General features: G+C 61.6%; 19 protein-coding genes. 18 read left to right on the top strand and 1 reads right to left on the bottom strand.

The genetic code is table 11. The features are described from left to right. The first annotated feature begins 197 nt into the window (after positions 1–197). The 5 genes from L1Z78_RS03450 (at position 198) to L1Z78_RS03430 (ending at position 5564) form a co-directional block, all read left to right on the top strand. Positions 198–551, top strand: coding sequence for an EamA family transporter (locus L1Z78_RS03450; protein WP_234640162.1), 354 nt, complete (start codon positions 198–200; stop codon positions 549–551). 13 nt (positions 552–564) lie between these two features. After that, positions 565–1569, top strand: a complete 1005-nt coding sequence (locus tag L1Z78_RS03445) for a glycosyltransferase family 2 protein (RefSeq protein ID WP_234640161.1) — start codon at positions 565–567, stop codon at positions 1567–1569. Between the two features lies 1 nt (position 1570). Then, positions 1571–2689, top strand: coding sequence for an acyltransferase family protein (locus L1Z78_RS03440; protein WP_234640160.1), 1119 nt, complete (start codon positions 1571–1573; stop codon positions 2687–2689). A 179-nt stretch (positions 2690–2868) separates the two neighbouring features. Continuing rightward, complete coding sequence (locus L1Z78_RS03435) at positions 2869–4683, top strand: hypothetical protein (protein ID WP_234640159.1); 1815 nt, start codon at positions 2869–2871, stop codon at positions 4681–4683. Positions 4684–4769: 86 nt separating this feature from the next. Further along, positions 4770–5564: an HAD-IIB family hydrolase gene (locus L1Z78_RS03430; protein WP_234640158.1), complete on the top strand. Its 795-nt coding sequence runs from the start codon at positions 4770–4772 to the stop codon at positions 5562–5564. A 402-nt stretch (positions 5565–5966) separates the two neighbouring features. Here the strand turns inward: L1Z78_RS03430 and L1Z78_RS03425 are convergent, their stop codons facing one another. Beyond that, complete coding sequence (locus L1Z78_RS03425; protein WP_234640157.1) at positions 5967–6134, bottom strand: hypothetical protein; 168 nt, start codon at positions 6132–6134, stop codon at positions 5967–5969. A 79-nt stretch (positions 6135–6213) separates the two neighbouring features. Between L1Z78_RS03425 and L1Z78_RS03420 the strand changes: the two genes are divergently transcribed. The 13 genes from L1Z78_RS03420 (at position 6214) to L1Z78_RS03360 (ending at position 24699) form a co-directional block, all read left to right on the top strand. Beyond that, entirely contained in the window at positions 6214–6774 is a 561-nt protein-coding gene (locus tag L1Z78_RS03420; protein ID WP_234640156.1) for a fimbrial protein, read from the top strand. A gap of 91 nt (positions 6775–6865) precedes the next feature. Then, a complete protein-coding gene (locus L1Z78_RS03415) occupies positions 6866–7609 on the top strand; it encodes a molecular chaperone (RefSeq protein WP_234640155.1) in 744 nt (247 codons plus the stop codon). Between the two features lie 108 nt (positions 7610–7717). Next, positions 7718–10675, top strand: a complete 2958-nt coding sequence (locus L1Z78_RS03410; protein ID WP_234640154.1) for a fimbria/pilus outer membrane usher protein — start codon at positions 7718–7720, stop codon at positions 10673–10675. 110 nt (positions 10676–10785) lie between these two features. Beyond that, complete coding sequence (locus L1Z78_RS03405) at positions 10786–11874, top strand: fimbrial protein (RefSeq protein WP_234640153.1); 1089 nt, start codon at positions 10786–10788, stop codon at positions 11872–11874. A gap of 596 nt (positions 11875–12470) precedes the next feature. After that, positions 12471–12701, top strand: a complete 231-nt coding sequence (locus L1Z78_RS03400) for a hypothetical protein (protein WP_234640152.1) — start codon at positions 12471–12473, stop codon at positions 12699–12701. A gap of 280 nt (positions 12702–12981) precedes the next feature. Then, complete coding sequence (locus L1Z78_RS03395; protein ID WP_234640151.1) at positions 12982–13683, top strand: fimbrial protein; 702 nt, start codon at positions 12982–12984, stop codon at positions 13681–13683. Positions 13684–13840: 157 nt separating this feature from the next. After that, positions 13841–14581 carry a molecular chaperone gene (locus L1Z78_RS03390; protein ID WP_234640150.1) on the top strand — a complete coding sequence of 247 codons (741 nt, stop codon included), beginning with the start codon at positions 13841–13843 and terminating at the stop codon, positions 14579–14581. Between the two features lie 143 nt (positions 14582–14724). Beyond that, positions 14725–17643, top strand: a complete 2919-nt coding sequence (locus L1Z78_RS03385; RefSeq protein ID WP_234640149.1) for a fimbria/pilus outer membrane usher protein — start codon at positions 14725–14727, stop codon at positions 17641–17643. A gap of 45 nt (positions 17644–17688) precedes the next feature. After that, positions 17689–18264: a hypothetical protein gene (locus L1Z78_RS03380; protein WP_234640148.1), complete on the top strand. Its 576-nt coding sequence runs from the start codon at positions 17689–17691 to the stop codon at positions 18262–18264. Between the two features lie 160 nt (positions 18265–18424). Continuing rightward, a complete protein-coding gene (locus L1Z78_RS03375; protein ID WP_234640147.1) occupies positions 18425–19450 on the top strand; it encodes a fimbrial protein in 1026 nt (341 codons plus the stop codon). Between the two features lie 727 nt (positions 19451–20177). Then, complete coding sequence (locus L1Z78_RS03370; protein WP_234640146.1) at positions 20178–20795, top strand: fimbrial protein; 618 nt, start codon at positions 20178–20180, stop codon at positions 20793–20795. A gap of 101 nt (positions 20796–20896) precedes the next feature. Then, on the top strand, positions 20897–21658 hold the full coding sequence (locus L1Z78_RS03365; protein WP_267966997.1) for a molecular chaperone: 762 nt from the start codon (positions 20897–20899) through the stop codon (positions 21656–21658). Positions 21659–21777: 119 nt separating this feature from the next. Then, complete coding sequence (locus tag L1Z78_RS03360; protein WP_234640144.1) at positions 21778–24699, top strand: fimbria/pilus outer membrane usher protein; 2922 nt, start codon at positions 21778–21780, stop codon at positions 24697–24699. The last annotated feature ends 34 nt before the right edge of the window (positions 24700–24733 follow it).

Below are 24733 nucleotides of genomic sequence, written 5' to 3'. Positions count from 1 at the left end.
CAGAGGAAACTGCCTGGACCGTCCACAGTCCCCGCCTCCATGAGACCCGATCGCTGACCACACAAGCCTGCGCCCTACCCCGCCATCGGCTCCTCGACAGGGCCGCGCCAGCCAGACCGGCGCCGCAGTCCGGTCTTGCACCAGCCACCCGCAGCGACACCGAAGCAACAGTCCGCCACGATTCATCCGTCCATCTCATGACCCCTTTTCTCACCAGCCTGGCCGTCATCTGCGTCCTGGGCATCTCGCTAGGACAGCTCTTGTTCAAGAAGGCGGCGGCTGCCATCCCGCCCTCGCCCACCCTTGTGGATATCGCACTCAACGGTTGGCTGCTCGTGGCCCTTGCGCTTTATGGCATCACCACACTCGCATGGGTCTGGGTGCTGCGCAGCGCACCTCTTTATCTCGCCTACCCGATCATGGGCCTTGCATTCATCGTGGTGCCCACACTCGCCTGGATCTTTCTCAATGAACCAATGCATCCCAAGACTATTATCGGAGGGCTGTTCATCGCCATAGGGATCACTATTACATCCCAGGCGCCGCATTGATTTCTTGAATACCATGAAAATATCCGTTGCCATCCCCTGCTACAAAGTCACTCAGCATGTGATGGGTGTGATAGAGAATATCCCCGAGTGCGTGACATCCATTTATGCGGTCGACGATTGCTGCCCGGATGGCAGTGGCAACTGGATTCTCCAAAATTGTACCGACCCCAGGGTCAAAGTTCTTTTTCACTCGGAAAACCAAGGAGTCGGTGGAGCGGTCAGCACCGCATACCAGGAAGCCATCAAAGATGGCATGGATATCGTCGTGAAAATAGATGGCGATGGACAAATGGACCCCAAGCTGCTGCCGCTTTTCATTCGCCCGATCCTGCAAAAGCGCGCAGACTACACCAAAGGCAATCGATTTTTCAGGCTGGAATCCGTGCAAAGCATGCCAAAGATCCGCCTCTTTGGAAACACGGTATTATCGTTCCTCACCAAGATCAGCTGTGGCTATTGGAACATCATGGATCCATCGAATGGATATACCGCCATTCACACCAGCGTCTTGCGAGAGCTGCCCATTGACAAGCTGGAAAAACGGTATTTTTTTGAAACGGACATGCTTTTCCGACTCAACACAATCCGCGCCGTTGTCAAAGACATTCCCATGGATGCGATCTATGCGGACGAAGAGTCCAATCTAAAAATTGGCAAGATTCTTCCGGAATTTCTGAGAAAGCATGCCATCCGCATCGGGAAGCGCTACTTCTACAATTACCTGTTGAGAGACTTCAATGTCGGTACCGTCTACAGCATCGTCGGATTGCTCCTGTTAATTTTCGGGATCATCTTCGGAGGCATCCACTGGATCAGCAGCTCCCTGCACCACCTCCCGGCAAGCAGTGGAACGGTCATGCTGGCAGGCCTCCCCGTCTTGATTGGAATTCAATTCCTCATCGCCTTTCTGCATTATGACGTGAGCAGCACCCCCCAGGAGCCACTCAGCGTGATACTATCCGACACTGAAAGCCCTGAGAAAACCATCCAGAGACAAGCCAACCATCCAGGAAAATAAGATGCTGAAAAATGTGCAGACCTTGCGGTTTTTCGCCGCATTCTGGGTGGTTCTTCACCATATGACTCCGCCCGTGACGCCATTCACGCTGACGCTTCTTCCGGAGGCAGTGTCCCGCCTAGGCTTTGCTGGTGTCGATCTGTTCTTCGTGATCAGCGGCCTGATCATGGCGGAAACCACGAGAGCCCTCAATCCGGGATGGCATTCAGCCACGCGCTTCCTGATGCAGAGATTTGGCCGCATATATATCGGCTGGTGGCCTTTTTTCTTCATCTACCTTGTCGCGGCCTGGAGCTTCAAGAGCATCAAGCCGCAAACCAACTTCTGGGGATCTTTCTTCCTGTGGCCCCAGGATCTGATGCTCTACCTGCTGCCGATCACCTGGACCTTGAGTTTCGAGCTCTATTTCTATGTCGCGGTTGCCTTGATCATTCTCTGGCAGAGGCGCCATGCTGCAAAAACCCTGGGATTCATCGGCCTCGCTCTCATCATCTTCAATGTCTGGCTTTACATGAATGGGATGTATCTCCCAGAAAATGAAGCCAAAGCCAAGGCAAGCCTGCTGATCCCCTTTTATGCTTCGCCGCTGGTGGTTGAATTCATTGCCGGCTTTCTTCTCGCAGAGCTCATCCACCGATACCCCAAGCAACCCATTTATCTCTGGGCCCTGGGTGCCGCCGCATTCTTGACTACAGCATATATTTACCAGATCCATGGAAATTTGAATGCCAGCGGCATGGCCGGATTTTTCCACAATGGAGAAAGAGCCATTCTTTTTGGCGGATTCTCATGCTGCCTTATCTCCTGCGCAATGGAGCTGGAGCGCCGAGGCATAACCCCCTGGGCAGTATTGCAATCCTTGGGAGATGCCTCATACAGCATCTATCTCAGCCACATCATGATCCTGATCGCAATGAGCAAAATGTATCAAAATTTCCCGATACATCTCCCCAATACGATATGGGCCATTTCCACTCTGGCAGCCACATTGATATTCTCATGGCTATGGTATCGATGCGTTGAACGGCCTTCCTATCAAATTCTCAAGAGAAATATTTCTACCTTGCTGGGTGCACCAGCCCCCAATATTGCAAGCCCCGCAAAGTCCCAATCCTTATAGATCAAGCTTCGCAGACTCTGATTTTCCCAAATACAAGACAATTACAGGAAAAATTGAACCGGCCATTTTCCAGTCAGAATCCGGGAAGGCTGCCAGCTCTCTTATCTGCAGAAATGAACCCAACTCCAATCCCATCCTGTTTTTCCCAGCTTCATGTACTGACCCGGCTTGGACTTGCAATGTTCACGCTGACCGGCGCAGTCCATGCGGCAGATCCGGAGCGGACCGATCCTCAACCCTTGGTCATTGCCCCCACTGTGGAGGGCATGGCGCTCTGCGACGAAGCAGTCGCAATCCCCAATATCCGGACTCTGAAAGAGGCGTACGCGTTCTGCCGCAAACACCGCCTCGACGGCTCCGCTGCCGTCACGCGCCTGCTGGATCAATTGGAACCTGGCGGCCCCAAGGGTTCCGTGCAAATCGGCTACACAGCGACCTTGCAGTTGCTGGACCTGTACCAGCAGACCGCCAAAGGTTGGGAAATCGACGAGGCCAAGGTCGATGGTTTTCTGGATGTCATCCGCAAGGTCCAGCGCCCTGTGGTTATCTACTTCTCTGCAGACCACTTTGACTCGCTGGGACCCATCGTGGAAGAGCTGCGCAAGTCCCCTGAAAATCTCATGCAGCTGCGCGGCGGTACTCCGCTGAAGCTAGACTATTTCGGCTACAGCATTCTTCCATATACGCTGTCCACAGATCCGGACATCCCCGTCAACCACTATCGTTTCAAGGCACTGGAGTACGTTGCCAGGAAAATCCAGGAGCTGCCCCAGTCCGTGCAGGAGCGTATCGCCGCCTATACGCTGGCAGGGGAACTGCACCATATGTTCCCGGACTTCGAAAACGGCATGGGCGCATACAAGGATATCCGGGTGACGGACTACAGCCCCGGCTCCATTGCCGGTTTCCGGCATTGGCTGCGCACGCGCTACAAGGACATCCAGGATTTCAAAGCCCGGACGGGGCTTGACTACCCATCGTTCGACGCCATTCCCGCACCCTCCAAGGACATCCGCAAGGAAAAGCTCACCTCTTTCGGCGAGCACTACGATGCATACGCCGACGGCACTCTGCCCATCGCCGGCTGGCTCTGGGATCCGCAGCGCCAAGTTGAAGGAATCGACCTCCATGTGGACGGCAAGCCCGTCGGCCCCATGGCACGCGGCCTCAACCGCCTGGATGTCTACCGCGCGGTAGCCGACATCACCGATCCCAATACCGGCTTTCGCCACAACCTCGATTACAGCAAGCTCTCCCCGGGCCCCCATGTAGCCCAGGTCGTGGTCAAGTCCCAGGGGCGCAGCTACAAGATGGCCGACGTGAATTTCACGGTCGTTCCACGCGATCAGAGCCAGCCTGTGGTAAGGATGATGCCCAAGCGGCTGGGCTGGATGCCGCCCTTTTCCATGCTGGAAAAAAAAGGCGTGCGCTCCTGGCTGGACATGCCATCGCCGATGCAGGACGTCTACTACAACCCGCTGGCACGCGACTGGAATCTCTATCGTGAGTCACAGGTCTACAACTTCCTGCGGGTCTTCCACGAACGCGCCATCGCCGCCGGACTGCCGGCCGCCAAGCTGTACTCCCACCAGATCATTCCCGATGTGAACCCTTCCTGGAACCCGCAGCTGTTCGCATCCACCCAGACCCTCGACGGCAAGGCGCCCTGGAGGCAAGGCCTGAACATGTACGGCGGCGCCACCAACAGCGACTGGCTGCGCGGCTTCATGAAGCAGCAGCAGATCGGCAGCGGCTACGGCGCGCCCGAGTTCAACCCGCAGCAGTGGAAACTCGAAGGCACGCACCTGGCGGCCCTGAAGGCACACTTCGACGCAGGGGCCCGCTTCATCAGCCCCTACTACTTCTCCGTGATCGACCAGCGCTTCAAGGGTGCCGCCGAGCACGGCGTCAACCGCATGGAACTGTCCCCGGACAACCCCAAGGACGGCTCCGACAAGTTCTACAAGGCCATCGTCGAATTCGCCAGGCAGTAGGATGGAGCCCTTGCGCGCGTTTGCGTGCGCGCAAGGCCAACCCCTTCTCCCAAGCCGCCTCGGGCGGCTTTTGCATTTTGACGACCGTGCCCACAACACTCCAGCCGCTATCCCTCTGGACCCCTCCCGCCTCGCCCCTGGGCATCCTCACCGACATCGATGACACCCTGACCACCGAGGGCGTGGTGCCCGACCATGTCGTGGATGCCATTGGCCAGCTCAAGGCGGCCGGCCTGCGCGTGGTGCCCATCACCGGCCGCCCCGTGGGCTGGAGCGAACCCTTCGCCCAGGCCTGGCCCGTGGATGCCATCGTGGCCGAAAACGGCGCCGTGGCCCTGAGGCGCAATGCCCAGGGCGGCCTGGACAGGCTCTACCAGCAGGATGAGGCCACCCGTGCCGCCAACTACGCACGCATGCAGCAGGTGCTGGCCGAGATCGAGGCCACGGTGCCCGGCGCGCTGCGCGCCACCGACTCGGCAGGGCGCGAATGCGACATCGCCGTGGACCACAGCGAGTTCACCCGGATGCCCCTGCAGGACATCGACCGCTGCGTGGCCATCATGCAGGCCGCCGGCATGAACGCCACCGTCAGCTCCATCCACATCAATGGCTGGTTCGGCGCCCACAACAAGCTCGAAGGCGCGCGCTGGATCGTGCGCACCCTGTTCGACCTGGATCTGGATGCCACGCTGGACCGCTGGGTCTACATCGGCGACTCCACCAACGACCAGCTCATGTTCCAGCACATGCCCCACAGCGTGGGCGTGGCCAACATCGCGCGCTTCGTGCCCCAATTGGCCCATCTGCCGCGCCACGTGACCCAGGCCGAACGTGGCGACGGCTTCGTCGAGCTGACCCGGCACCTGCTGGCCCGGGCCTGACCCGCAAGCGCCCAGGCGCGCTCCAGCCCCATCCTGCCGTGCCCAGCGGCGGCGACAGGCCCGCCATCCCTCGCCGCGATGACGGGCCACATTCCCCCCCTTCCCCTCCCACGCCCCGGTGCACCTGCCGCCGGGCAGGGCCACGCCGCCCGTCCTACCCGTGGCACCGCACGCACCCGCATTCCGACTGGACACCGGCAGTGGCCTGGGCATTGCCACCGCATTCGGCCATCCGGCACGCCCATTTCCAGGCATCCCATTCAGAAGCCATCTACCAGCCTCAATGACAGCCAGCAATTGGCACATCAGGTCATTTAAGAAGATTCTTAGCCATTTATTTCAGCAGCATTGCATGATAGCGACCTTCCATCATGTCAATGTTTTCTAATTCTCTGGAATGAATCAGAAATAGCTCTTCAACTCATCGAAAAGAGCATCGACATGGTTTTCAAAAACACTCCAATGCATGGCAGTCAATCCAGATGAACTGCCCATTCTCATCAACTCAGGAAAAACGGGGTATTCATGCAACACAGATGAAACACTGACCTCTCCATCAACAGCGGCCATCCACTGACACTTCGGAAAATCACCTGATGCACGGGTATTTCCGATTTCTACCCATTTCCATCAACCGAAAGCAATCGCAATGCAAAAGAAAATCGCACTGAAGGCCTCCATCGCCATCGCCTCCATCCTGGCCCTGGGCGCTGCCCAAGCACAAACCGCGGTGACCAGCGGCAAGATCGATTTCACGGGCGAGGTCATCACCTCCACCTGCGAGATCGACGTGGCCAACTCCTTCAAGAAGCTCGACCTGCAGAAGATGTCTGCCACGCAGCTGAAGGATGCTGGCAGCACCGGCGGCCGCAAGGCCTTCCACGTGAAGATCACCAAGTGCGGCACTGGCGGCTCCCCCGCTCAAGTGGGCCTGGATTTCGAAAACGGCGCCTTCGTGAATCCCGTCACCGGCCGACTGACCGCCGGCTCCGGCTCGGCGAAGGGTGTGGAAATCGCTCTTCTGAATGACAAGTATGAGCACATCAAGATCGGTGCCCAGCAGGCAGACCAGAAGTCGCAATTCGTGGACATCAATAAAACCACCGGCGAAGCAGTTCTGCATTACTCCGCAGAATATGTGGGAACGGGTGAAACCGTCACTCCCGGCACGCTGATCACCTCCGTGACCTATTCGCTGACCTACCCCTAAACCGGCAAGCGCGCCAACAGTCCATCGAGGCTGATGGCGCGCCCTCCGGGCACTGGCGAATCAAACCCTCCCTCTTCTTGAAAGATTTCCCATGCCGGCGATACGCCATCTATGCCGGGCCTTCATGGCCCTGCCCTTCCTATTGCTTTGCGCCCTGGCCCAGGCAAGCGTCGTTCTTTCCGGGACACGCATCATTTTTCCGGCTTCCGAAAAGGAAGCCACCCTGCAGATCACGAATTCGGGCGATTTGCCGGCCGTGGTGCAAGCCTGGCTGGACAAGGGCGACAGCACGGCCTCGCTGCAAAACGTCAGCGTGCCTTTTGTCATGACGCCCAGTCTCTTCCGCATGGAGCCCAGGAAAGGGCAGACCCTTCGCATCATCCATTCGGGCGAGCCCCTGCCCACCGACAGGGAGTCCCTGTTCTGGCTCAACGTGCTCGACGTGCCGCCCAAGGCGCAGGACGAAGAAGACGCCAACAGTCTGCAATTCGCCTTCCGCACCCGCATCAAGCTCATCTACCGGCCCAAGGGCCTGCAGGGCACGGCCCTCGACGCCCCCGCGCAATTGCAATGGAGCCTGCGGACCCAGGCCGACGGCCGGCTGGCCCTGCAGGCCCGCAACGGCACGCCCTTCATCGTCAACCTCGGCGATATCGCGCTGGAGTCCGGCGGCCACAGCGCCAACGCGGGCGCCGGCCACGTCCTGCCCGGCCAGACCGCCGACTTTCCACTGCCGGAAAGCGCCAGCACCGGCCTGCGTGGCGGCACGGTGAAGTTCACCGCCATCAACGACTGGGGCGGCGGCCAGTCGCACGAAGCCCCTCTTGCCAGATGACGGCGCACCGGCCCTTCAGCCGGCGCATCGCCCCTTCCACCCGCACCCTGCCTGCAAGCGACCTCCACTCCAGGGCAACCGCCGGATCTTCATGAGAGACCACTGAACATGAAACAGCAAGGCACCAGGCCCCTGTCGATGGGCCACCACAAGCGCAAGCCGATCTACGTACTGATCGTGTCCAGTCTGGCCTGCTGGCAAAACGAGACACAGGCCCTGCAGGCCGGGCTGACCCCTCCGCAAAAACCGCTCGCCATTCCCGACCGGCTGGAGTTCGACAGCCGCTTCCTGCATGGCGGCCAGGCCGTGGACCTGTCGCGTTTCGCGCGGGGCAACGTCGTCCAGCCCGGCCCGTACAGCACCGACATCTACGTCAACGGCAACTGGATGGGCCGGCGCGAAGTGCAGTTCAAGGCCATGGCGGGCAAGACCGATGCGCAGCCCTGCTTCGCCAAGGACTTGATCGCGGCCAGCGGCGTCGACATGGCGGCCCTGCCCGAGGCCGCCCTGGCCCGGCTGGCCGACGGCGGCGCCTGCACCCAGATCGGCGACATCGTGGCTGGCGCCTCCTCGCACTTCGACTTCGACAGCCTGCGCCTGGACCTGGCCATTCCCCAGATGGCCATGCGCCGCCAGGCGCGCGGCTACGTCAGTCCCGACCAATGGGACGCGGGCGTGCCCATGGGCCTGCTCGGCTACAACCTCAACACCTACCACTCGCGCAACGGCAACGGCAGCAACAGCACGCAGGGCTACCTGGGCATCAACGGCGGCTTCAACTTGGACCGCTGGCACCTGCGCCACAACGGCTCCTTCAGCTGGAACGACCAGGGCGGCAAAAGCTACCAGAACATTGCCACCTACGTGCAGCGCGACCTGCCCGACTGGTCCTCGCAGATGGTCATCGGCGACAGCTACACGGGCGGCGACCTGCTGGACTCCGTCTCCTTCCGGGGCCTGCGCCTGCATTCGGACGACCGCATGCTGCCCGAGTCGCAGCGCGGCTTCGCGCCCGTGGTGCGCGGCGTGGCCAACTCCAACGCCCGCGTGACCATCATGCAGAACGGCATGAAACTGTACGAGACCACGGTCGCGCCCGGCCCCTTCGTCATTGACGACCTCTACCCCACGGGCTATGGCGGCGACCTGCAGGTCAGCATCACCGAGGCCGACGGCTCCGTGCGCCGCTTCGCCGTGCCCTATGCCGCCGTGCCCCTGTCGCTGCGCGAAGGCAAGCACCGCTACAGCCTCACCGGCGGCGTGGTGCGCCACCTGCCCAACAGCTCGCCCTTCATGGCCCAGGCCACCTGGCAGTACGGCTTCACCAACGCGCTGACCGGCTACGGTGGTGCCAGCATCGCCAAGGGCTACTTCGCTCCCATGATCGGCCTGGTGTTCAACACCGAATGGGGTGCCTTCGGCACCGACCTGACGCACGCCACCACGCGCATCCCGGGCGAAAAATCCTACTCGGGCCAGAGCCTGCGGGCCAGCTACGCCAAGAGCTTCGCCGCCACGGGAACCAATGTCTCGCTGGCCGCCTACCGCTATTCCACCAACGGCTTCTTCAGCCTCAACGACGCGCTGAGGGCGCAGGACCAGGCGCTGGTCAACGCCCCATCGCTGAGCCTGAGCCGGCCCCGCAACCGCGCATCGCTGAACCTCAGCCAGCAATTCGGCACGGGCGGCGGCTACCTCAGCTTCGTCGCGGCGACCACGCGCTACTGGAACGGCCAGGGTGCCAGCAACGACTACACCATCGGCTACGGCAACTCCTTGCGCAACCTCTCCTACAACCTGTCCGCCACGCGCCAGCGCGATGCCAACGGCCTGTCCAGCACCCTGCTGTACGCGGGCCTGTCCATTCCGCTGGGCGGCAACGAGCGGCCGGCCACGCTGTCCAGCAACCTCAGCCGCGACTCCCAGGGCCGCAGCCGGGCCATGGCCAGCCTGTCGGGCTCGCTGGGTGAGAACAACGATCTGTACTACGGGCTCAGCGGCAACTACGAAAGCACCACCAACGGCCCCTACAGCGCCGCGGGCACGCGCGTCGATGCCAGCGCCAACGCCTCCTACCGCAGCCGGTATGCCGAGCTGTCCAGCAGCGTCAGCGCGGGATCGGGCTACCGCCAGTTCTCGGCCGGTGCGCGCGGCGCCGTCGTCGCCCACCCGGGGGGCGTCACGCTGTCGCAGCCGGTGGGGGAGACCTTCGCCATCGTCCAGGCCAAGGATGCCGAGGGCGCCAGCATCGGCAACGCCTCGGGCGTCAAGATCGATTCGCGTGGCTATGCCGTGGTACCCAACCTGACGCCTTATGCCATGAACGAGGTCTCCATCGACCCTAAGGGCCTGTCCACCGACGTCGAGCTGCATGAAACCTCCCAGCGCGTGGCCCCCGTGGCCGGTGCCGTGCCCCTGCTGGTCTTCAAGACCAGCTACAGCCGCTCGGCCGTGATCAACGCCACGCAGCCCGACGGCACGCCCATCCCCTTCGGCGCCACGGTGTCTGACGACAAGGGCCAGGACCTGGCCATCGTCGGCCAGGCCGGCAAGCTGCTGGCGCGCGGCCTGGCCGACCAGGGTCGGTTGCAGGTGAAATGGGAAACGCCGGACGGCCAGGCCAGTTGCGACCTCGCCTATGCCTTGCCCGACAGGCAGCGCGGCGCGGACACCTCGTCCATGACCAGCCTGCACCTGCCTTGCACCGGCAACATCCAGTACGCCAAGGCCAAGCCCCAGCGCCAGCCCACGGCCGCCGTGGCCACGCCCACGCTGGCCGCCCTCACGGCGCCCGCCCTCGTGACCGCACCAGCGACCGCCCCCGTGGAGGAACGCACACGCCTGCTGGCCGGCCTCAAGCTCAGCACCACGGTGCGCGTGCTGGTGCCCGAGCAGAGCGCGGGCCCAGCCGGCAAGCCGCGCCCACCGGTGGCCGACGCGCAGCGACAGTCCCCGCAGGCCGAAGGCAAGCGTGATCTGAAGATCGAGCGCACGCTGGCCGCACTGGGCAAGGACAGGGTGGCTGATGCTGCCACCGTTGCTGCAACCCTGGGCAGCAGGTCATGACAACAAATGGCAGTGGCACCCAGAACATGTTAGGCGCTTTAAATTTTTGATGAATCTCACCACCTTCAAATCATGCTAATTCTTAGCATGAAAATTAATACATCCATACCATGAAAAATATAAAACTCAGCAAATTGACCACCTTGGCTGCAATATTTCTACTATGCAGCACGGTGAATTTCAAAGTTTTTGCAAAATCATGTACCAATTACCAAAACGGCGTTGAAGTCAATTTCATCAAGGCAAGCATCAATGGTCTCAGCGCCATACCATCCTTCAACCCGGGGGACTACGTTGACGGTCAACCGATTGGCGAATCTATTACAGGCACCATGAACGTCAGCAACGTCTCTTCAAAATGCTCCACTTCCTACCCAGGAGTTCCACTCCATATATCTGGAATTGGAACTCCAACAGAAATGATGGTTCATGGCATGGGAACCAAAAGTGTTTTCCGCACATCCATGAATGGAATCGGCGTGGTAATACATATGGCAGGAGCGATAGCAAGCTATATGCCTTACAAAGGAGGCAACATTCAAGGAAACATGACATGGTATGTAAACATCCCCATCACCATCACACTTGTCAAGACAGGCGACATCACTGCTCCTGGATTTTTAAGAGGAGCCTTCATGTATTACCGCGAAAATAATGCAGTCAGCGGAGACCCCTTGATTGAATTCAGTTTCAGCACTGATATAGCAGTCACCCCCAGAGTCCCCACGTGCAGTGTGGCCAATAGCCGTCAATCGGTCGATCTGGAGAAGATCAACGCATCGGAAGTGGGCCAGGCCGGTGTCGTACCCGCCAGAACCAAGAGTTTCAACATCAAGCTCAACTGCTCAGGTGGCGACCGCGGCACCGCCACGCGCGCATTCGTCACCTTGACGGATGCGAACCAGGCCAACAATTTCGGCAAGGTATTAACATTGCAGAAAACCAGCCAGATTCCAGGTGAAAAACTCGCCGAAGGTATTGGCCTGCATATCATGAAGGCAGACAACACCATACTGGGCTTTGGTCCCGCATCCAGCGCAGCCGGCACTACCAATCAATGGGAAGCCGGAAAGATCAACCAGGCCCCGGGCACCACCGAGTTCACCATCCCCCTGAAGGCAGGCTACGTGAAGACGGGCGTTCCCATCAAGGCCGGCAAGGTCTATGCGCAGGCCATCTTCACGATGAGCTACCAGTAAAGGCGGCCATGGCCTCGCACGGCACTCGCCGTGCCTGAACCCGGGGAGCGGCGAAGCCCCACGCACTCCTCCCCGCCCCAGGAATACCGCACCCTGGCGGCCTTCCCCCTCTCGTTGTCCAGCCCATGCCGTGACCACGGTGCACGGCACCGCATGCTGCGCGTCCCCTGGCGGCCCTGTGCCGCCTCCTTCCCCCCGCTCTCTCGCCCTCCAGAGGGCCACTGGCACACCGCATAGGGTTTGCGCAATAGCGGCCTGTTGCCTTGGGCATAGGCATAAATTCATTACTCGCATCCATCGAAAACGGAAAAATCAAAATTCACATTTTTTCTTCAATCCATTGCACCGAAGACTTGCTCAACAGCGTATTTCATGGGCGTGAGCAAGGAGGCAGGCCACTGAGTCATGGAAATTACAGTCGACAGCACTGGACCTGCTCCATGGCATGGAGTATGGACACGCCTTTTCCACGGCAATTCCGAAAGAAATGAAATGAAATGATGAATATGGCACAGAAGACAGGCATGCCCAGCCCTTTCGGCTTCGCAGCAATGCAAGGCGCCCATGCGCAGCATGGGCGGAAGAATCACATTCAAGTGAGCCAGGCCACCAACCCCACGCCCTATGTCGTCAACCTTGGGGGTGTGGACCTGAAGGCGGGCGGCAGCGTCTTCGAAGCCGGCGCCGGCCATGTGCTGCCGGGCGGCTCGGCCGCCTTCCCCGTGCAAGGCGTCGATGGCCGCGCCCTGGCCGCCGGCACCGTGATCTTCCACAGCCTCAACGACTGGGGTGCCTCCGCCCGGCACGAAGCGCCCCTGGCGCCCTGATTCCTGGCAATGGCGCACCGGGGAATGCGCGCCTGGCGGGGCCCCACAGCCCCGTGAACTAGGAATAGTCCTATAAAAATCGGAATTAATAGGACTATTCCTAGAGAATTTTCGCCATTTTCAGAATTTGTCCTATTTCTTTCCGCCTGAGGAATCCTCACACTCGGTATCTATGTCAAGCGCCACCGGTGCGCCGTCTCCACCACGTCCAGCACCGAGCCAGTCAAGGCGCAAAAGACAGACACACCAAACAGCCAGCAGATCCGGAGAGATCGCAGTCATGCCTTGGCATTCTCAAGGCCAAAGGCCGGGATATTCAATGAGGGAGGGAATACATAGAAATCAATCACTTCATACGGCGACATCCACCGATATCGCGGCTGATCTTTCCGATCAGCAGCACTTCCATTACCAGACACATTCCATTGAAATGAAAAAATTCCTGATCAAATCCTCGATTGCCGGCCTGTCCTTGCTGGCAATGGGAACGACCTATGCCCAGCAGAGCGGAACCGTCAACTTCAGCGGTGACATCAACCCCGTGACCTGTGTCGTTGCACTCGCCAGTCGCAATCAGACCATCGACTACGGCGTCGTTCCACCCAACGCGACCGGCTTTACCGGTGGTGGCGGAGCCGTGGGCAATGTCGCACAGGCAGCTTTCTCCAAGCCGGTTGTGATTACCCTGACGGGTTGCTCCACCCCAGGCTCGAACAACCAACCGAGCTCGGCCAGCGTGAAATTCACAGGACCCATCAATTCCGCAGGACGTTTCAGCACGACGGGCAACACCAGCGTGGATATCGAGCTGCTGGAGCATGGTTCCTCAACCCCCTGGGACCTGCGCAACAACTCCGCCGGCGTCACCCTCGTGGCCGGAACAAACACCCTGAGTTTTCTTTCGCGGTTTTACGTGGCCACGCTTCCACTGGGCGTCGGCCCGGCAACGGTCAACGCCACCTTCGTCATGTCTTATTCCTAAATAGATAGGCCATCACTACAGGAGAGTGCCTGCCGTCCTCCAGCGGCAGGCACTCCTGCCACCCCATGCCGAATGGGGTCCATGTCATCCATCCATAGCGAGATCTCCTATGTCGGGGAAAAACAGGCCATATGGTCCATGGGCGCGTCTGCTGGCCATGGCGTCCACCGCATTCCTTGCGCTTTCCGCGAATGCCAGCATCGTTCTTTATGGCACCCGGGTCATATATCCCGCCGACCAGGCGGAAGTCACCCTCAAGATCTCCAACGAAGGCCAAAGGCCTTCCCTGGTGCAGGCCTGGCTGGACCAGGGGGACGATGCCTCGCAGCCGTCCGCGGTCGCCGACGTGCCCTTCGTGGTGGCGCCCTCGCTCACGCGGGTGGAGCCCGGGGCCCAGCAGACGCTGCGCATCCTCCATTCCGGGCGGGCCCTGGCGACGGACAGGGAGTCGCTGTTCTGGATCAATGTGCTCGACATCCCTCCCAAGGGCGAATCCCAGGCCGAGGAAGAGTCGTCCGGCTCCCTGTCGTTGGCTTTTCGCACACGCATCAAGCTGATGTACCGGCCCAAGGGCTTGCCGGGCAAGTCCGGGGAGGCACCAGAGCAACTGCAATGGGCCCTGGGCACGGGCGACAACGGGCAGCCCGTGCTGCGCGCACACAACGCCAGTGCCTATGTCGTCAACCTGGGCCACCTCTCGCTGCAAGTGGGCGACAAGCGCTACCAGGCCGACAACGTCCACCCCGCGCTCCCCGGGCAGACCACCAGCTTCCCCTTCAACAAGCCTGCCGAAGGCGAGACCCTGCCCGGGCAGTTCCCGCCCGGCGCCACCGTGGTCTTCACCAGCCTGAACGACTGGGGTGCGGCCAAGGACCACCAGGCCGAACTGGGGCCCTAGGCAACAGCGCCCGCAAGCCCCCAGCGGCGGCCACAGGCGGCCGCCGCTGCAGACATCTACAGAGCGGCCGGCAGCACCCGCCCCGGCTGAGGGCGCAGCCATGCGCCAGCCCAACGGATGACGTGCTCACGGAAGGCAAGGCAATGACGATCCAACCCCGCGTGGCCCGGTGGGCGCGCAGATTCCCCTTCAAGGCCAGGCCCTTGCATGCCTTGCTGCTCCTGGCCCTGGCCGGCTGGCAGGTGGGCCTGCGCGCCTCGGCCACACAGCGCGCCGCAGAGACGCCGGCCAGAATCGAGTTCGACAGCGCCTTCGTCTATGGCGGCAAAGGCATAGACATCTCCCGCTTCGCCTACGGCAACGCCACGGACCCGGGCCTGTACGTCCCCGACGTCTATGTCAACGGCAACTGGCTGGGGCGGACCGAGGTGCGTTTCGCGGCCCCCCAGGCGGACATGGGCGCCCATCCCTGCTTCGATCAGGCCCTGCTGGAGCGCGCAGGTATCGACATGGCCCAGTTGCCCAAGGACGAGACGGGCGGGGACGAGAAAACCGGTGGTGCCAGTGGCATCAATGGCGCCGTTGGCACACAGGACTCAGATGCTGCATGCCCTCGGCTCGAACAACGGGTTGCGGGTGCCACCGCGCGCTTCGACCCCGGCACGCAGCGGCTGGACCTGAGCATTCCCCAGGTTCTGATGCGGCGCGTCGCGCGTGGCTATGTGGACCCCGCGCAGTGGACCGCCGGGGTGCCCGCCGCCCTGCTGGGCTACAACTTCAACACCTACCATGCACGCAATGGCTCCAGGGGCAGCAGCACCCAGAGCTACCTGGGCCTGAATGGCGGCTTCAACTACGAACGCTGGCATCTGCGGCACAACGGCTCGCTCAGCTTGAGCGATGGGGGCCGGCGCCGCTACCAGGGCATCGCCACCTATGTACAGCGCGACATCGCGGACTGGTCTTCGCAGCTGATCCTGGGGGACTCGTACACGGATGGCGAACTGATGGATTCCGTGTCCTTTCGCGGCGTGCGGCTGCGCACTGACGACCGCATGCTGCCCGAGTCGCAGCGCGGCTTCGCCCCCGTGGTGCGCGGCGTGGCCCAGACCAATGCCCGCGTGACCGTGCACCAGAACGGCAACAAGCTGTACGAAACCACGGTCGCCCCCGGCGCCTTCGTGATCGACGACCTGTTTCCCATGGGCTACGGCGGCGACCTGCGCGTGGACGTCACGGAGGCCGACGGCTCCGTGCGTTCGTTCTCCGTACCCTATGCGGCCGTGCCGCGCTCGCTGCGCGAGGGGCGCCACCGCTACAGCCTCACGGCCGGCACCGTGCGCCACCTGCCCGACAGTGCCCCGTTCTTCGCACAGGGCGGCTGGCAGTACGGCCTGTCGAACATGGTCACCGCCTATGGCGGCGCAACCGTGGCCAAGGGCTATGTCTCCCCCACCGTGGGGGCCGTGCTCAACACCACCTGGGGCGCCTTCGGCATGGACCTCACGCATGCCAGCACGCGCATTCCCAACGACCGCAGCTACTCAGGGCAAAGCCTGCGTGGCACCTACGCCAAGTCCTTCCAGGAAACCGGCACGCACGTCGCCCTGGCCACCTACCGCTACTCGACCAATGGCTTCTTCGGCCTGAACGATGCCATGCGCACGCGCGACCTGGCCCTGGCCGGCCGCCCCTCGGGCAGCCTGCAGCGGCTGCGCAGTCAGACCTCGCTGACCCTGGGGCAAAACATGGGGCCCGGGGCCGGCAACCTGGGTCTGTCCGCCTCCCTGGCCAACTACTGGGGCCGCAAGGGCAACCATGTCAATTTCTCGGCCAGCTACAGCAATTCCTGGGGCCGCGTGCCCTACAACCTGTCGGTATCGCGCCAGCGCGATGCCTGGGGACGCTCCAGCACCCAGTTCTACGCGGGGGTGACGATTCCGCTGGGCGACGGCCTGCCCAGCGTGTCCACCCGCTACATGCGCAATTCGAACGGCACCAGCCAGCTCCAGGCCAGTACCTCCGGGCTCGTGGGCCGGGACTTTTCCTATGGGCTGAACACCGAGTACAGCAGTAGTGCCCCAGGGTACGGACAGGGCTCAGGACTGTATGGCAGCGCCAACGGCACCTACCGCGGCCCGCTGGCGCAATTGAGCGGCAGCCTGGGCGCGGGCCGGGGCAGCCGGCAACTGTCGGTCAGCGCGCGCGGCGCCGTCGTCGCCCACCCGGGCGGCGTGACGCTGTCGCAGCCCGTGGGCGAGACCTTCGCCATCGTGCGGGCCGAGCATGCCGAGGGGGCTAGCCTCACCCATACGCCGGGCGCACGCATCGATGCGCGCGGCTATGCCGTCGTGCCCTATATGACACCCTATGCCATGAACGAGGTGTCGCTGGACCCCAAGGGCATCTCCATGGACGTGGAGCTGCAGGAGACCAGCCGGCACGTGGCGCCCGTGGCCGGTGCCGCCGCCATGGTGGTCTTCAAGACGGCCTACAGCCGCTCGGCCGTGATCCGCAGCCAGCAGGAAGATGGCACGCCCCTGCCCTTCGGCGCCACCATCTCGGACGCCAGCGGCAAGGACCTGGGCGTGGTCGGCCAGGCCGGCAAGCTGCTGCTGCGCGGCCTGCAGGACCAGGGCGAGCTGCAGGCGCAGTGGAAGACCAAGGCCGGCCCCGCTTCCTGCGGCATGTCCTATGCGCTGCCTGAGCGACAGGGCGGCACCGGCTACCAGGCGCCGCCCAGCCTGGAGCTGTCCTGCGTGGCCAAGGCCGGAGGGTCGGCGACGCCGCCACAGGTGGCGGGGCTCGCCGACCACGCCAGGCCTCAAAAGCCCGCCAGCGAACACAGCTTGCAGGGATTGCGCCTGAGCACCCGACTCGGCAGCCTGCCGCCCGAAGCCGTGACCACAACCCAGGCCGACTCCGTACCCCAGTTCGGCGCGGACCCGCAGCGCAAGGCCGCCATGCCACCCCAGTCCCCCACCCAAAAGCTCAAGTTCGATCGGACGCTGGCACAGCTGGCGCCCCAGCCGCCCCATGCCATTGCGGCCTCCAATACCTGAACCCTGGTTCCTTCAGCCATCGTTTTATCCACCAAAGACGAAGATATGAAACACGTCCGCACTGCTTTTCTTTCCGCTGCCATTTTCCTGGGTTCCATTTCATCTGCGCAAGCAATTTGCTATTTTCCCCCTTCCGCAAATCCTCCAAAGACCGGTAATCACTACATTTATACCGTCGTCCAGAAAGTCACCACCCTTTACCATGATCCCAACAGCGTGGAAATTGGAAAATCTTTCGGCCTCATACAACTCGTCATGCAATCGAACGCTTATTACCCCAGCCAACCCGGGAGGCTTATTTGCGGCGGGGGATCCAACACGCTTCAACTGACCGGCATGGGGAACCCCATCAACGGGAACATCTACCCCAGCAATATTCCAGGCATCGGACTGCGCATTACCGTCGATGATTACCCGTATGCCTCCAGCGCGGCAAACACCACCACCCAAACAACCTATCCCCGCATCATTCCATATTCTTATGGCTATTCAAGACCCAATAAATTCGCGGTAAAGATCGATCTCATCAGGACCGGACAAGCCTCCTGTTCCGGCCCCTTCGTGGGAACCTTTGCACAGGACATGATGGACGGCCAGGTTCTCGGGGAGTTCAGATTTTAATCTTTGAAAAAGCACCGTCATGCCTGAGAGCATGAAGGCGCCCTACATGGAACCCCGAGAAAATACGGCGAACCATCTCGCTGGATGGTGATCCGCAGAGCGCCCTCATCCAAACCGGTCCATCGCAAGAATTCCTGTGGCGTGATGTACACGCAAGAAAATGAAATACACCCATATCCACCTGTGGCTCGCCATGGCTTTTTTCAGCTTCTTCACGCCATCCTCTCATGCGAACTACTGCACTTTTTTCGGCAGCGGTATCACTCCACCATCAGCAAATGACGCGTACTACATCTACGTAGGCTCCCCACAAAATCAAATGAAAGATCCAAATACTGTCCAAATTGGCAGAAGCATGGGTTCTTTTAGATTTGAAATCTCTGCTGGCATTTCAGGCAACGCAGGATATTACTGCGATAATCCTAACGATGTCTATTTGAAAATGCATCCGAGCTTCGTTATCTCCGAATATCGCGACAGTTCCGGAACCTATCCCACCAGGATACCAGGCCTCGGTGTTTTAAGCATGAGCATCCATGGTGTTTCATTTCCTACTCAAGGCCTTCAACCGTTCAAACCAAGCCCCATCTATGCGGAAATTGAATTTATCAAAACGGGTCACATTCAAAGCACAGACGGCATTTTCACTGGGCCTTTTGCGTATGAATTAACACAGACAACCAATCAAGTTCTTTTCGAATACAGATTCCAGGGTGGCTCGACCACGCCACCGATCACCAGACCCACTTGCACATTGCAGCCGATTGCTGCTGTGCCGCTGGGAACACACCCCATATCGAGATTCACGGGGGTGAACACGGTGACCACGCCGCAGGATTTCACCCTTGATCTGGCCTGCTCTGGCGGGACACAGGGAACCAGCCTCAGTGCCACCATGACATTGACCGACAACACCAACACGGGCAATACCACGGATGCACTGTCGCTCAGCACGCCCCAAGTCAGTGGGGTGAGCGTGCAGATTCTCAGGAATGGCATTCCCCTGCATCTCGGCCCGCAAAACGGCCCCAACAGCCACTACCTGGGCACGATCAGCCCGCCGCCCGGGGGCGGGGCCTTCAGCTACAGCATCCCCTTGCAGGCGCGCTACAAGCAGACCGGCAGCAGCGTTTCCGGCGGAGGCCAGGCCAATGCCGAAGCCCTGGTGACGATCAACTACCAGTAGGCAATCTGTGCCGCCGCCTGCGCGGCACGGGTGTGTGCCAGACCCGGGGCGGCGGTCTGCCCGCCCTCGTCAGAGGCTCCTGCCTCCCTGTTGCCGCTGAAATATCGAGGGTTCACGGCAACCATCAAAAGGTGAAACCTCCATCACTTGCATGCATCTCCGGCTGTGCCCCGGCAGCCGAAACCCGCTCCTTCGACGCACTCCACGCCCCGGCCACGGGCGCAGGCACCAAAGTCGACGATGCACTGCGCCAGCGCATCCCCGCCGCCGCCCAGCACCGATGGGCCGCACGCCGCACCGGCTGATCAGACAGGCCTTCATCCAGTAGTCGACGCACTGCAGCGCGGATCGCACCCGGCTGGCCCGCGCGCGCGCCGCCGATGGCGGATGTGCCCCGACACCTGCATGACTCCGCGCCAGCCCCCTGCGCCCAGCCATACCGCAGCACCGTGGCCCACACACCGGACAGCAAGACCGCCAGGGGCAAGGCGGGGAATGACTCCGGCAGGAATATTCCGAGCACCGGCCCGTTTGAAACATAAGAATTTTCTTAAGCATTTCCAGATGCGCAATAGTTATTCTTGTGTCGCTGCATTCAAAGCATGCCATGCATTTCAATTTGCCATACCTCCATGGCACCACATCACCTCAGATATCTGCATACGTCAACCGAGGGAGTTCCCATGAATCAGAAGTAGACCGATCCAACCCAGCATGCAGCGCAGATTTGAACATCGATCTGCCCAATTTTTTTCAAGGAATAGAAATGAAAAACTTGGTCTTAAAGTCTTCCATCGCCACCCTCGCCCTCATGACCATGGGAGCGGCGAATGCACAGGTGGTTTCCATCGGGAAAGTCAATTTCACGGGAACGATCCGTCACAACACCTGCAGCATCAAATCCGACAGCGTCAACCAGACGGTCTCGTTCGGCACCATCTCCCCTTCCGAATTCACGGGAACCGGCACCACCGGAAACAGCAGGAAACCTTTCAAGATCAATCTCGAAAAATGCTCGACGGGTGCTGCACCCGGCGGCGGCAACTACCCTTCGCAGGCATACGTAAAATTCTATGGCACCAATGTGGATACCACCACGGGTCGATTGAAGCTCACCCCTGGAAGCAATGCGGCAACGGGGCTGCAAGTCCGTATCAACAATTCCTCCGGAACGGAGATGCAGCTGCAACAGCCCACGGCACAAAGCCAGGGCTCCACCGTCATTTCCCTCTCCCCTGGCGACAACAATTCGCTGGATTTCTCGGCTGAATATATTGCCACCGGCCCCAACGTGGGGGGGGGCGCCGGCAATACCGAAGTCAACTTTGAGATGGTCTATCCATAAATAGACTTCGATATCCCCAGAATTTTGCCAATCATCTTGCCAGGTGATTGGCAAATCTTCCCACGTCGGTGGAACTCCATTTCTTTCCCGAGAGCGCTCCCATGTCGACGAATATTCGTTCGCGCACCATTTTTTCCGTTTTCCTGGGACTCCTGTTCTTCTCATTGCTGAGCCATAGCCACGCTGGAATCATCCTCAGTGGCACGCGCGTGATATTTCCGTCGGAGGAAAAGGAAGTCACGCTGCAGATGACCAACGACGGCAACGAGCCCTCGCTGGTACAGGTCTGGCTGGACCGGGGCAACGAAAGAGAATCACCCGACCAGCTCGACGTTCCCTTCCTGCTCACCCCCACGCTGTCACGCCTGGACCCTCAGGGACAGCAGACGCTGCGCATCATCTATTCGGGCGAGCCTCTACCCAAGGACAAGGAAACCCTGTTCTGGTTGAACGTGCTGAACGTGCCGCCCAAGGACAGCACGGGCAACAGCCACCTGCAGATCGCCTTTCGCACACGCATCAAGCTCATGTACCGACCAACCGGCCTACCTGGGAAGGCCGAGGAGACGGCGACCCAGCTGGAGTGGGCGATCCAGAGCGACGAACAAGGGCATCCCGTGCTGCGGGCGCGCAATCCAACGGCCTATGTCGCCAACCTCGGATATATCGCGCTGGAGTCCCAGAGCCGGAACTTCCCAGTAGGGCCGGGCCATGTGCTCCCCGGAGAAACAGCCGAGTTCACGATCAAGCCCACGACCGGGGGCGAGGTGCCTCCCGGGCGGTTTCCCTCGGGTACCGCCGTGCTGTTCAGCGGGATCAATGACTGGGGCGACTCGATGGACCACAAGACCGTATTGCCATAGCAGTCGCCACGAAGGGCGGCCATGCGCCTCATGCATGGCCGCCCAGGACATCGACTCGACGACCCCGCGACCGCCGACATGCCCGGCAGGCGGGCACAAGACGCCACCAGGGAGGGACTATGAAGCAACCATCGGACAAGGCCGGAACTTCGCGGCGTTTCACATTCCGGGCCAAACCGCTGCATGCCTTGCTGCTGGCCATACTGGCCGGCTGGCAGATCGACATGCCGGCATCGAACGCCAGCCCGGTACCAGGCGGCAGGCAGCCTTCCGCGCAAGGCAGCCATGTCGAGTTCAACAGCAGCTTTCTGCGCGGCACGGGCAACCTCGACATCTCGCGCTTTGCCTATGGCAATGTGGCGGCACCAGGCCTGCACAGTCCCGACATTCGCGTCAATGGCAGTTGGATCGGCCGCATGGAACTGCGTTTTGCCGAGGCGCAACCGGGCGCCGGCGCCTACCCCTGCTTTGATCGCACGCTGCTGGAGCGCCTGGGCGTCGATCTGGGCCGGCTGACGCCGCGCGAGGGCGACGCAGGCGATGCCGCCAGCCGCACGGGCGATGAGGCCGCCAATGACGGCAGCACCTGCCTGCGCCTGGAGCAGGCCGTGCCGGGCGCCTCCACCCGCTTCAATGCCAGCAACCTGCAACTGGACCTGGGCATTCCCCAGATCCTGATGCGGCGTACCGTGCGCGGCTATGTGAGCCCCGACCAGTGGAGCGCCGGCGTGCCGGCCGGCTTGCTGGGCTACAACTTCAACACCTACCATGCGCGCAACGGCTCCAGGGGCGGCAGCCATGGCTACCTGGGCCTGAACAGCGGCTTCAACTACGAGCGCTGGCACCTGCGGCACAACGGATCCCTGAGCTGGAGCGACAGCGGGCGCAACAGCTACCAGAACATCTCCACCTATGTGCAGCGCGACATCGCCGACTGGTCGTCGCAGCTGATCCTGGGCGACTCGTTCACCGACGGCGAACTGATGAGCGCCGTGTCCTTTCGCGGACTGCGCCTGCGCACCGACGACCGCATGCTGCCCGAGTCGCAGCGCGGCTTCGCACCCGTGGTGCGCGGCGTGGCCAATACCAATGCCAGGGTGACCGTCTACCAGAACCGCAACAAGCTGTACGAGACCACGGTGGCACCGGGCGCCTTCGTGATCGACGATCTGTTCCCGACCAGCTATGGCGGCGACCTGGACGTCGAAATCGCCGAAGCCGACGGATCGGTGCGTACCTTCTCGGTGCCCTACGCCGCCGTGCCCCGTTCATTGCGCGAAGGACGCCACCGCTACAGCCTCACGGGAGGGATCATCCGGGGCCTGCCCCAAAACTCGCCCTTCTTCACCCAGGCGAGCTGGCAATACGGCTTCTCCAACGCGGTGACCGCCTATGGCGGCGCCACGCTGGCCAAAGGCTATGCATCCCCGATGGTGGGTGCCGTGCTCAACACCGAATGGGGTGCGTTCGGCCTGGACCTCACGCACGCCAGCACACGCATTCCGCAAGACCGCAGCTATTCGGGGCAAAGCCTGCGTGCCACCTACGCCAAGTCCTTCCAGGAAACGGGCACGAACGTCGCGCTGGCCACGTACCGCTATTCAACCAGCGGCTACTTCGACCTGAACGATGCCCTGCGCACGCGCGATCTGGTCCAGGCAGGCCGCCCCCCGGGCCTGTTGCAGCGTACGCGCAGCCAGACGGCCCTGACCCTGGGGCAGCAGTTGGGGCCCGGCAGCGGCAGCCTGGGGCTGTCCGCCTCCGTGGTCAATTACTGGAACCGTGGAGGCCGCCATGTCAATTTCTCGGCCAACTACAGCAATGTCTGGGGCCGTGTGCCCTACAACCTGTCGGTTTCGCGCCAACGCGATGCCTGGGGAAAAACCAGCACCCTGCTGTATGCGGGGTTGACCATTCCGCTCGGGACCGACCTGCCCAGCGTGTCCAGCCGCATGAGCCGCGACTCCCGGGGAATGTCCCAGATCCAGGCCAGCACCTATGGGCAGATCGGCAGCGATTTCACCTATGGGCTGGACACCGAGTACAGCAATGGCGCCAACGGATCCGGACAGCGGGTCAGCGCCAACGCCACCTACCGCACCCCGTTTGCGGACCTGAGCGGCAGCGTGGGAGCAGGCAATGGGGGTCGGCAGTTGTCGGCCGGTGCGCGCGGCGCCATCGTTGCGCACCCTGGCGGCGTGACGCTGTCGCAACCCTTGAGCGAGACCTTCGGCATCGTGCAGGCCAAGGATGCCGAGGGGGCACAGCTCAGGAACTACCCTGGCGTGCGCATCAATTCGAGCGGCTACGCCGTCGTGCCCCATCTGACGCCCTATGCCATGAACGAGCTGTCGCTGGACCCCAAGGGCATTTCCATGGACGTGGAACTCAAGGAGACCCGGCAGCGCGTGGCGCCCGTGGCGGGCGCAGCGGCCATGGTGGTCTTCGGGACGGAGTACAGCCGCTCGGCCGTGGTGCGCAGCCGGCAGGAAGACGGCTCGCCCGTGCCGTTCGGCGCCACCATTTCGGATGCCGGTGGCAAGGACCTGGGCGTGGTCGGCCAGGCCGGCAAGCTGCTGCTGCGCGGCCTGAAGGACCAGGGTGAGTTGCAGGCGCAGTGGACGACCAAGGCAGGCCCGGCTTCTTGCGGCATGGCCTATGCGCTGCCGCAGCGCCAAGGCGGCACCGGCAACACATTGCCGCCCAGCCTGGAACTGTCCTGCGTCGCCAAGACGCCCGGCACGCCGGTGCAGGTGGCAAAGGCGCAGGCGCCACAGCCTGTGGCCCTTGCCGCGACGCCTCGTCCCCGGCCCGCCGACGAGCGCATGCTCGACGACCTGCGCCTCAGTGTAAGACTGGGCTCCAGCCCTTCCGCCCCCTCCGCCACTCCCCAGCGCACGGCGGCGATGACTCCGGAGATCCGCAACCACGCGGATGCCTTGGCGCAGCAGGATCTGCATGCACACCCGCTGCGGCTGGAGCGCCTGCTGCCCGGCCTTGCACCGATGCTGATCAGCGCCATCAGGAATTCCAGCACATGAAATCCCTGAGGCGGACCAGCATCGACCCCAAAAA

Origin of the sequence: Delftia tsuruhatensis (genome assembly GCF_903815225.1) — a bacterium.
Classification (GTDB): Bacteria; Pseudomonadota; Gammaproteobacteria; order Burkholderiales; family Burkholderiaceae_C; genus Comamonas; species Comamonas tsuruhatensis_A.
This window is presented reverse-complemented; position numbering and strand designations above follow the sequence as displayed.